A 9,548-nucleotide genomic window follows, 5' to 3' on the forward strand; every position below is an offset into this window, starting at 1 on the left:
TGTAAGGCCACTCTGGAAAGGGTGGCTTTCTTTCTTATATGGGGGTTAATATGAGATATAAAGGTATAATTTTTGATATGGATGGTGTTTTGATTGATTCTGAACCCATTTATTTGCAGGATGTCATTGATTATATATTAGTTGATTTAAAAGAAGATGTGGATTTCCTTGAATTAAAAGAGGCTATGTATAAGATTATTGGTTCTTCAGATAAGCGAACGTATGAAATTATTGCGGAGTATTTGAATAATAAATATACGCCTGAGCAGTTGAAGGCGGGTTTATGGAGCAAAGATTTTGAATTGGATTATCGTACGATTTTAAATCCGCATGTATTGAATGTATTGCCTAGATTAAAGAAGGCAGGTTATAAGCTTGCGATTGCGTCGAGTTCTTCTATGGAAAATATTAAGACGGTAACAAGTCAGTGTGGTATTGATCAATATTTTGATTGTATGGTTAGTGGCTTTGATTTTACAGAAAGTAAGCCAGATCCAGCAATTTATTTGGAGACATTACAAAGATTGGATCTAAAACCAGAAGAAGTGATTGCGATTGAGGATTCGACGTATGGTATACAGGCTTGTATCAATGCGAATGTGCGTGTAATAGCCAAAGAGGATCATCGCTACAATTTTAATCAGGGGTTGGCAGATGTTATTGCGAGCGATATTTTAGAGGCTTTTAACATCATTGAATATTGGAATAAATAATAAATTAAAAATATTTATGTAAACGCTTGCAATGCAATTTAAGAACTGGTATACTTTGATTGTACAAATGGTACGTAATTACATACCACTCACAAGCGGGCATAGTTGAGTGGTATAGAGAAGAGGATGTATTGATGAAAAGATTTATTTTGGCAACACATGCTTACATGTCTAAGGGAATTAAATCTTCACTTGAATTGATTCTTGGAAAACAAGAAAATTTATCTGTATATTGTGCATATGCTGAGGGCGAACCTTTCTTTAAGCCTTTGGTGATTCAAGAAGTTGAAGATCATCCTGAAGATGAATTTGTAATTATGACAGATTTATTTGGTGGTAGTGTTAACAATGAATTGTTAGAACTTACTACGAGAGGAAATGTTCATGTAGTAACAGGAACAAACTTGATCTTGGCAATGTCTATCCTATTGACTTGTCCAGAAAGTGATGATGTCGCAGCTACAATTCGTAATTGTGTTGAAGATGCTAAAACAGGTATCGTTTATTGCAACGATATGGAAATAGACTCAGATTTAGATGAGTTATAGAGAGGAGAGAGAAGAATGATTAAATTACTTCGTATTGATCACCGTTTATTGCATGGTCAAGTAGCTTTTAGCTGGTGTAAACAAATTGGTACAGATTGTATCTTATTAGCTTGTGACACTTTGTTAAATGACAAATTGCGTATGTCAGCAATCAAAATGGCTAAACCTAGTGGCGTAAAGGTTGTAGCTAAAACAGTTGATGATTCGATTGAAGCAATCAAATCTGGTGTTACAGATAAATACAATTTGTTTATTGTAGTTGAAAGTGTTGAAGATGCGAATAAGCTTGCTAGAGCATTGGAAATTAAAGAAATCAATCTTGGTGGTACAAAACCTAGAGATGATCGTCACATGATTTCTAAGGCTGTTTATGTAAGTGAAGACGATGAAAAAATATTGAAAGACTTAATGGACGATGGATTTGAAGTGTTTACACAGATGGTTCCATCAGACAAACGAGTTGACACAAGAGATTTATTGAAATAACAATTTTTTAGAGGAGAAGAAGATGTTAGTAAAGACTTTATTTATTTTCTTGATCACGTTCTTTGCGTGTTCAGAATTCTTGTTGGGTACATCTTTAATTCAAAGACCGATTATTTTAGCACCACTTGTTGGTTTAGTATTTGGTCAGTTAGAATTAGGAATCGTTATGGGTGCTACCCTTGAGTTGGCGTTTATTGGTGCAGTTTCAATTGGTGCGTACATACCTCCTGATATGATTTCAGGAACTATCTTAGGTACAGCTTTGGCAATTCAAGCTGGAACAGGACCAGAGACAGCATTGGCATTAGGTTTACCAATTTCTACAGTTATGTTGGCTTTGAACTCAGTTGTTGGATCTCCAATCATGTTGGCATTCACTCACATGATGGATAAGGATATCGAAGAGGGAAATGTTGCGAAATTTAAATTCCACTATTTCTTCGGTGGTTATTGCTCATTCGCAGCACGTTTAATTGTAATTCCATGTGCATTCTATTTTGGAAGTGACGCAGTCGTTGGTTTATTAAGTCAAATTCCAGAATGGCTACAAACAGGTATCAATATTTCTGGTGGTGTAATTCCAGCATTAGGATTTGCGATGTTAGCACAGATGATTTGGGACAAAAAGATTGCTCCATTCTTCTTCATTGGTTTCTTCGCAGTTCAATATTTAGGATTAAATACAACAGCTATCGCAATTTTCACATTGGCTTATGTAGTGTTAATGTTCTTTAAAGAAAAAGATTCAAAGGGCAAAGTTGCAGTTGTTGAGGAAGGAGATGGCTTAGATGAGTTCTAATTATGAATACAAAGGCGTCATTACTGAAAAGGAATTGAAACAAGTATTCTTCGGCGCTATTTCAATGGAGCATACGTGGAACTATGAACGTATGATGAATGATGGATATCTTTATGCGATGCTTCCAGCATTGAAAAAGATTTATCCAGATCCAGAAGATTTTAAAGAAGCATGTAAACGTCACTTAGAGTTCTTCAACACAACTCCACACGTTATCACATTACCATTGGGTATTTCTGTTGCGATGGAAGAAAAGCGTGCTCAGGATATGGAAAACTTTGATACTGCCTCAATTTCAAACGTTAAGACAGCTATCATGGGTCCATTAGCTGGTATTGGTGATAGTTTCTTCTGGGGAACATTAAGAATTTTAGCTACTGGTGTTGGTACTTCATTAGCTTTACAAGGAAATATTTTAGGACCAATCTTATTCTTATTGATCTTCAACGTGCCTGCATTCGTAATGCGTTACTTATTAGTATTTGCAGGTTACAAATTTGGATCAGATTTCATTACTTCTGCAGAAGAATCCGGTGTTATGGACTTGATTAGTAAAGCTGCAAGTATCTTAGGTTTAACAGTTGCGGGTGCTATGACTGCAGAAATGGTTTATTTAACAGTTCCAGTTGCGATTGGTAGTGGTGAATCTGCTACTACAGTTCAGTCAATTATTGATGGAATTATCCCAGGATTATTACCATTGTTATTAACTGGATTTGTATATATGTTGTTAAATAAAAAAGCTAAACCGCTTGCAATTATGTTTGCAATGATGGCAATCTGTGTTGTTTGTGCATACTTTGGAATTTTGGCATAATTAAACATAATATGTTGAGGGTTGAAAACTTTTTCAACCCTTTAATTTTTGGTTATAAAAAATGGTATAATACCTCATGGATGAGGGAGGAGGTTAATTTACTTATGAAAGCTATCACAAGAGATATTTATATAGCGGATGAAATTCGTTATAAAATTGAAATAGGTGAATTTAAACCTCATGACAAATTACCTAGCGAAAGACAGTTTTGTGAAATATTTGATTGTCAGCGTGCTACTGTGCGCTTGGCGTTAGAGAGCTTGCTCGATGAGGGTTGGATTTATTGTATTGAGAGATCGGGCTATTTTGTATCTGAACCACGTATTATGGAAACACTGAATGTTGTTTCGAGTATGAGTGGTCGAATTGAAACTTTGGGTAGAAAAATGCATCGCAAGGTGATTTTTCTAAGAGTGAAAGATAGTAATAAAAAATTAATTAAAAAAATGGGCGTGTCTTTAGGGACAAAATTAATTGAGTTTGAAAGAGTTCGATATTTGGATGAAGAGGCTATTTCGTTGGAAACAGCTTATTTTGAAGTCGAACAATTTCCGGGATTATTAGATAAAGATCTAGAGAATCATTCATTATTTTCTGTTTTGGAAAAGGATTATAATGTGAAGTTTACACATGGGGAGCAGGAGATTCTTGTAGTAAATGCCAATCCAACCGAAAGTAAATATTTGGGCGTTGAAGAGAACAGTCCATTAGTATTAAGACGAGGTCTTTTGTATACAGACGATAATCAATATAAGAGTTATCATGAGTCTGTGATGCGAATGAACCGCTTTGTCTATGCAGATGAGGAGAGTTGATCTATGGATGTACGTATACCTTTATATTTACAATTAAAAAATACTTTATTGAATCGTATTGACAATGGGGAATTATTGCCAGGCGAGCGCTTGGAGTCTGAAAGAGATTTGTCTGAAAAATATGGTGTGAATCGTCAGACTGTGCGTTCAGCTTTGAATGTATTGATTGAGGATGGTGTATTAGTGAAGGTTCCTTATAAGGGAACGTTTGTGGCGCAACAAATTATGAAACCTTCTTGGGGAACTTATGATGATGCCAATGATCATCGTGGCTTTTCAAGTTTTTTAAAATCGCAGGGATATTCAATCAGCAGTAAGGTTCTTGTGTCTGAAAAGATTGAGCCGACAACTTCAATTCGTGCACGATTAAAACTTGAAGAAGGCGAGGATGTATATTGTTTGGAGCGTGTTCGTTACTACAATGATGAGCCTTTCTCATTGGAAATCGCATATATCTCATACAAATATGTAGAGGGCATTGAAGAATATGATTTTTCAAAAGTGTCACTATATGATTTTATGGCTACAAAAGGACATGATCCATATAACTTTCATCGTTCATTGATTGTACAATTTCCGGATGAGCGTGTTTCAAAGCTTTTGGGCAATATGAAAGAGCCTGTCTATCGGTTTCAATATATTGGGTATGATCAAGAAAATAACGTCGTTGAATATACGCATAGTTACATTCGCAGTGACAAATCAACATATCGATTTAGAATATAATCTCACTGAGGAAAGAAAATGGAACAATTAGAAACAATGGAATATTATATTTTGCAGACGCAGGATATATTAAATTCGGTATATAAAAATAAAGAACAGACAGATAAATTGGCGCAGGTTTATGTGGATGGAAACTACAAGAACATTAAGATCATAGCTTCTGGTTCGAGTGGAAATGGGTCTTGGTGTGCTAAATATATTATGGAAAAATATTTAGATGTGGATGTCACAATTATTTCTCCATATACATTCGCATACTATCCAAGATTATCTGAAGACGACTTTGTGTTTGTCGTATCACAAAGTGGTTATAGTAAGAACGCATTAGATGCGTTGGATGTATTAAAGAAATTAAATCGTAAAACAATCGCATTAACAGGGGATTTAAATAGTGATATTAAAGATCATGCGGAAGTTGTGATTGATTATGTAGACGAAGAAAAAGAAGGGTATGTTACTAAGGGAGTAACAACACTAGCCTTATTCTTAATAAAACTTGCGTTTGCGATTCTAGAAAAGCAAGGTAAAGAAGTCGATACAAAATGGTTGGATGACTATTGTGAAAGCTATGCTTCGATTCAAAAGGAAAACTTTATTCGTGAAGAAGCTTTCTTAGAAAAGTTCAGAAAGAACTTGTTGTCTATGGAAAATATGTATGCGGCTGGTTGCGGCCCTGCTGAAGGTGTAGCGAAAGAGGCAGCACTAAAGATTGGAGAAACGGTAAAGGTTGTTTCTTGTGGATATGAATTAGAAGAATATATTCATGGACCAAATTTACAATTGTCTCCAAAACATAATGTATTTATTATTGATGCACAAGATGAAACGTCAGATCGTTCTTATCAGATTTATAGAGCTTCTAAAACCGTTTCGGATCGCGTGTATTACATCACAAATAAAGAATATGAGGATGATCATGTACTAACATTACTAAATCCTTGTGCAGATACTGTATCTTTAACGTATCTTCAAGTATTCCAATTATTTGCATACAGAATTAGTAAAGAGTTAAGATCTATTCCTAAACATCCATTATTTGAGGAATTTAAAAAGATCGTGAATTCGAAAACAATCACATACGAAGATTAGTATAGTAGCCTTTCGACTTATCGGAAGGCTTGTCTTATGCACAAGACAAAAATACAAGCATATTGTCTTGTAGATAAGACAAAAAAGCATAAATATTGTCTTGTTGACAAGACAATATTCGAATGTGTTGCGCAAAAAAACCAGATGAAAATCTGGCTTTTACTTCTTCATAGAAATATATTCATAGCTAGGTGTGAAGTGTTGACTATCCTGTAGTTTGTAGTATTCCATAAAAATGCGTGACATGATGTTTGGAATTTGTGTTTCGGCAGGATGAGATAAAATAATCAAATATTGCATAGCACTATAACGTGTACATACATCCACCTTTCGAATGTTATCTTGAATAGCTTCACCCATATGGTCAAGGGCTTCTTCGATTTCTTCAATATATGGAAGTGTATCTTGTACAGTTTCCATAGTAACCATGACTAGATAACAGTTCCATTGGTTTCGTGTCATCAATTGGTGTATGTATTCATATTGTCTTGTGAAATCGCGATATTCTAGGTGTAATGCGCCTGAATAGCTTCCACTTGTTTGTAGGGAATTTGCGATTTGTTTCAAGTCTAGACTTGTATTGGATGTATTTCCATAATGAATCTGGTTATACCAAGAGTAGTTGTTCTTGCCATTTTGTTTCACATAATACAAGGCTTTGTCGGCTTTTGAATAGGCATCCGCAAACGTATCGTTTCGAGTGCACATGAGCATGCCTGCAGAAAGGGCTGCAAAATGCGTTTCACTATCGTCTTTGATACTTTCTTTGAATTGTTCAATCACATTTGAAACGGTATTTTCAGCTTCTTTTGTTGTTGTTTCTGGTAAGAAGAGTAGGAATTCATCGCCTCCCATACGACAGGCAATCTTAGGTATTGATATGTTTAGTAATAGTTTTCCTAAGTTTTTTAAAGCTCTATCTCCAGCTTTATGTCCATAGACATCATTGATTTTCTTAAGATTATCCATATCTAGAAAGATGAGGCATCCATTTGTCTTTTGCATAGCACTCGCAATGCGCTTTTGTCCAACATTACGAACGGGAAGGCCGGTAAGATAATCGATATTTTTTGTTTCTTCCTGATCTTGCATGGTTGTCACAACATCGGAAATAAACTTATTGATTGTGTCTTCTTGGGTTGGAAGAATTTCATGTTCTAAGTTATATAAAGATCCGTTATCCATTAATTTCAGGAAGACTTTTGTGATGCCTGGATCAAATTGTGTACCCGCATTCATTTGGATTTCATGATAGATTCGTCCATGACTTAATGCGTTACGATAGATTCTTCTTGAGTTCATCGCATCATAACTGTCGGCTAACGCAATTACACGAGCTTGAATGGGGATTTCATTTCCTTTAAGTCCATCTGGATAGCCAGTACCATCATAGTGTTCATGATGACTTCTTGTGACTTCATCGATATGTGGAATGATCGTAATGTCTTTTAAGATATCTTGTCCAATTGTCGTGTGTTGTTTGATAAGATTGAATTCTTCATTTGTTAGTTTGCCAGGCTTATTTAAGATTTGGTCTGGAATACCAATCTTTCCAATATCGTGTAAATAAGCACAGTTTTTAAGGTTTTGAATCTCTTCATTTGACCAACCTAAGTTTTCGGCAATCAATGCTGCATATTGGGCTACTCGCCTTGAGTGTCCACGCGTATATTCGTCTTTTGCCTCTATAGTTGTAGAAAGGGATTCCATCATTTGAAGTGTTATTTTTTTGTTTTGTTTCTTTTCAATTTCCAGTTCTAAGTGATGGCGTTTTTCTTCTACCATATGAATTTTTTGGATGGTACGAACAATATTTGTGAAGAGTAATATGATCATGCCTATGCCAATAAAGATTCCTGAAATAGTTGCTACAAAATAAACGGATACAGATTCAATGGCTACACAGAGTAGGACTAGAAAGAGTCCAATCAATAGAATGTAGTCTGTTTTTGATTGTTTATTTTTGCGTATGTATTGGACTAAATGAATGAATACTAAAATAAACACAAAGACAAGTAGGATTTGTGCAACGGGTAGTGTTTCAATGTAGTCTTTGATTTTTGTAAGATAGAGAATGGAAGAAACAACGAAATTTAAAAGTACTACGTAACCAATGTATTGATAGAGTTTTCTATGTTTGCCATTTTGGATGCTGTCGGCATAGAACAAGATGGGTAATGGACTCAGCATGATCATCACAAAGCATAAAGATGCTAAAGCTGAGGCGTTAGGTACCAGGATTTGGCGAATCTTGGATTCTCCAAGCATCCAGACAGAGCCCATGGCCATACACCATCCGAAGTATTCCATGTCGAAAGTTGTGTGGTAGACATGTTTTAGGGCTATGCCAAACAGGATGGATGTGATGCCGGCAAATAAGATAAAGATGGCAATATAGGTTGAGAGTCCGTATTGGTTATATATACTTTGCCAAATGTCGGATTCATTGCCACAATACACTTCGTTGATAATGCCAGAATAATTTGAAGTGTAAGTTGTAAGTTCAATGCGTAATGTTTTTCCTGCATCTTTATAGGATGTGGGGCAAAAGATGTAGCGACTTGCGGAATTTTTACCAGCCATTCTTGTGCCTTTTGTGGAATATTGTGTGCGTAAGGAATTTCCTACGTAGAATTTAATGTCCTGCAAAGAAGATCGAATCGCAAAAGAAGTTTCATCATAGTCTTTAGGAAGCTTTGTAGTGATGACCATGGTTGTTCCAGGACTTACTTCATAGGTTCCGGGAACCTTTATTTTTTGTTTTGTACCATCTTCTTTATTCCAATAAAAAGTGCCTGAATAGACTATAGAATCGGATGGGTTGTTATATATTTGTTCGTTGGCGCCGAATAGTTGCATAAAAACAAACCATCCTAAAATTGCGGTCATTAAGATGTAAAAGAAGTATTTCATTGTTTGAAAGTTAGATTTTTGTGTATGCATACGTGGCTCCCTTTCCTCATAATTAGGATAGTATTTTTACATGAAAAGTGTCAATAAAAATTATTGACAAACCTAGTGAATAGATATAGAATAACACCGTTCTAAATAGAACAATGAGGAGGGCGCATATGCACTTTTGGGATGAACATAAAACGATAACGAGATATTATGAGATGAAGGTTTCTGGTGTTTGTGAAAAATATCAGTTAAGACAGATGGAATATGACATTTTAATGTTTCTTTACAACAATCCTGAGTACAATACGGCGGCGGACATTGTTCGTATTCGTAAGTCTACAAAGTCTCATGTTTCAACTTCACTAAAGGTTTTAGAGAATCGTGGTTTGATTGAGCGAAAAGTCGATAAGGACAATAAAAAACGTGTAACTATTCATTTACTACAAATGGCCAATGAAGTAATTGAAGATGGTATTTGGGCGCAAAAGGAGTTTGCGCAAGATATGTTTGATGGTCTTAGTGAAGAAGAGATTCGTGTGTTTATGAATGTATTTCAAAAGGTGTATGACAATGCAGAAATAATGTAAAGTTGAGAATAATGTAAAGTAAAGCTTATAAACCTTATAAATAAAGGATCTTTGGCTAAATTACTTT

The 9,548-nt window shown here is 35.3% G+C and carries 10 protein-coding genes; 9 read left to right on the plus strand and 1 reads right to left on the minus strand.

All coding sequences use genetic code 11. The annotated features are described in order from the left end of the window. Positions 1–50: 50 nt before the first annotated feature. From Q0F04_RS03065 to Q0F04_RS03100, 8 genes are all read left to right on the plus strand, one after another. Positions 51–713: an HAD family phosphatase gene (locus Q0F04_RS03065; RefSeq protein ID WP_295749995.1), complete on the plus strand. Its 663-nt coding sequence runs from the start codon at positions 51–53 to the stop codon at positions 711–713. A 134-nt stretch (positions 714–847) separates the two neighbouring features. Next, complete coding sequence (locus tag Q0F04_RS03070; protein WP_117573415.1) at positions 848–1,261, plus strand: PTS fructose transporter subunit IIA; 414 nt, start codon at positions 848–850, stop codon at positions 1,259–1,261. 15 nt (positions 1,262–1,276) lie between these two features. Next, a complete protein-coding gene (locus tag Q0F04_RS03075) occupies positions 1,277–1,747 on the plus strand; it encodes a PTS sugar transporter subunit IIB (RefSeq protein WP_117573413.1) in 471 nt (156 codons plus the stop codon). A gap of 22 nt (positions 1,748–1,769) precedes the next feature. Next, a complete protein-coding gene (locus tag Q0F04_RS03080) occupies positions 1,770–2,546 on the plus strand; it encodes a PTS sugar transporter subunit IIC (protein ID WP_117573411.1) in 777 nt (258 codons plus the stop codon). Beyond that, a complete protein-coding gene (locus Q0F04_RS03085; RefSeq protein WP_295750001.1) occupies positions 2,536–3,363 on the plus strand; it encodes a PTS system mannose/fructose/sorbose family transporter subunit IID in 828 nt (275 codons plus the stop codon). Before Q0F04_RS03080 ends, Q0F04_RS03085 begins: the two co-directional genes overlap by 11 nt. A 104-nt stretch (positions 3,364–3,467) precedes the next feature. Beyond that, positions 3,468–4,178 (plus strand): GntR family transcriptional regulator, encoded by a 711-nt coding sequence (locus Q0F04_RS03090; RefSeq protein ID WP_158551116.1) that lies wholly within the window; start codon positions 3,468–3,470, stop codon positions 4,176–4,178. A 3-nt stretch (positions 4,179–4,181) separates the two neighbouring features. Continuing rightward, positions 4,182–4,904 carry a GntR family transcriptional regulator gene (locus tag Q0F04_RS03095; protein WP_295750005.1) on the plus strand — a complete coding sequence of 241 codons (723 nt, stop codon included), beginning with the start codon at positions 4,182–4,184 and terminating at the stop codon, positions 4,902–4,904. A gap of 18 nt (positions 4,905–4,922) precedes the next feature. Next, positions 4,923–5,993: an SIS domain-containing protein gene (locus tag Q0F04_RS03100; protein ID WP_295750008.1), complete on the plus strand. Its 1,071-nt coding sequence runs from the start codon at positions 4,923–4,925 to the stop codon at positions 5,991–5,993. Positions 5,994–6,152: 159 nt separating this feature from the next. On the opposite strand, the gene Q0F04_RS03105 is transcribed toward Q0F04_RS03100, so the two are convergent. Next, positions 6,153–8,936 carry an HD domain-containing phosphohydrolase gene (locus Q0F04_RS03105; RefSeq protein WP_295750011.1) on the minus strand — a complete coding sequence of 928 codons (2,784 nt, stop codon included), beginning with the start codon at positions 8,934–8,936 and terminating at the stop codon, positions 6,153–6,155. A gap of 128 nt (positions 8,937–9,064) precedes the next feature. On the opposite strand from Q0F04_RS03105, the gene Q0F04_RS03110 reads away from it, so the two are divergent. Next, a complete protein-coding gene (locus tag Q0F04_RS03110; protein ID WP_295750014.1) occupies positions 9,065–9,481 on the plus strand; it encodes a MarR family transcriptional regulator in 417 nt (138 codons plus the stop codon). Positions 9,482–9,548 lie beyond the last annotated feature (67 nt).

Origin of the sequence: uncultured Holdemanella sp., assembly GCF_934772795.1 — a bacterium.
Classification (GTDB): Bacteria; Bacillota_I; Bacilli_A; order Erysipelotrichales; family Erysipelotrichaceae; genus Holdemanella.

Coding starts and splice junctions, on each gene's coding strand:
- Q0F04_RS03090 (WP_158551116.1), top strand. CDS start 3,468: ATGAAAGCTATCACAAGAGATATTTATATAGCGGATGAAATTCGTTAT.
- Q0F04_RS03065 (WP_295749995.1), top strand. CDS start 51: ATGAGATATAAAGGTATAATTTTTGATATGGATGGTGTTTTGATTGAT.
- Q0F04_RS03075 (WP_117573413.1), top strand. CDS start 1,277: ATGATTAAATTACTTCGTATTGATCACCGTTTATTGCATGGTCAAGTA.
- Q0F04_RS03095 (WP_295750005.1), top strand. CDS start 4,182: ATGGATGTACGTATACCTTTATATTTACAATTAAAAAATACTTTATTG.
- Q0F04_RS03105 (WP_295750011.1), bottom strand. CDS start 8,936: ATGCATACACAAAAATCTAACTTTCAAACAATGAAATACTTCTTTTAC.
- Q0F04_RS03070 (WP_117573415.1), top strand. CDS start 848: ATGAAAAGATTTATTTTGGCAACACATGCTTACATGTCTAAGGGAATT.
- Q0F04_RS03110 (WP_295750014.1), top strand. CDS start 9,065: ATGCACTTTTGGGATGAACATAAAACGATAACGAGATATTATGAGATG.
- Q0F04_RS03080 (WP_117573411.1), top strand. CDS start 1,770: ATGTTAGTAAAGACTTTATTTATTTTCTTGATCACGTTCTTTGCGTGT.
- Q0F04_RS03100 (WP_295750008.1), top strand. CDS start 4,923: ATGGAACAATTAGAAACAATGGAATATTATATTTTGCAGACGCAGGAT.
- Q0F04_RS03085 (WP_295750001.1), top strand. CDS start 2,536: ATGAGTTCTAATTATGAATACAAAGGCGTCATTACTGAAAAGGAATTG.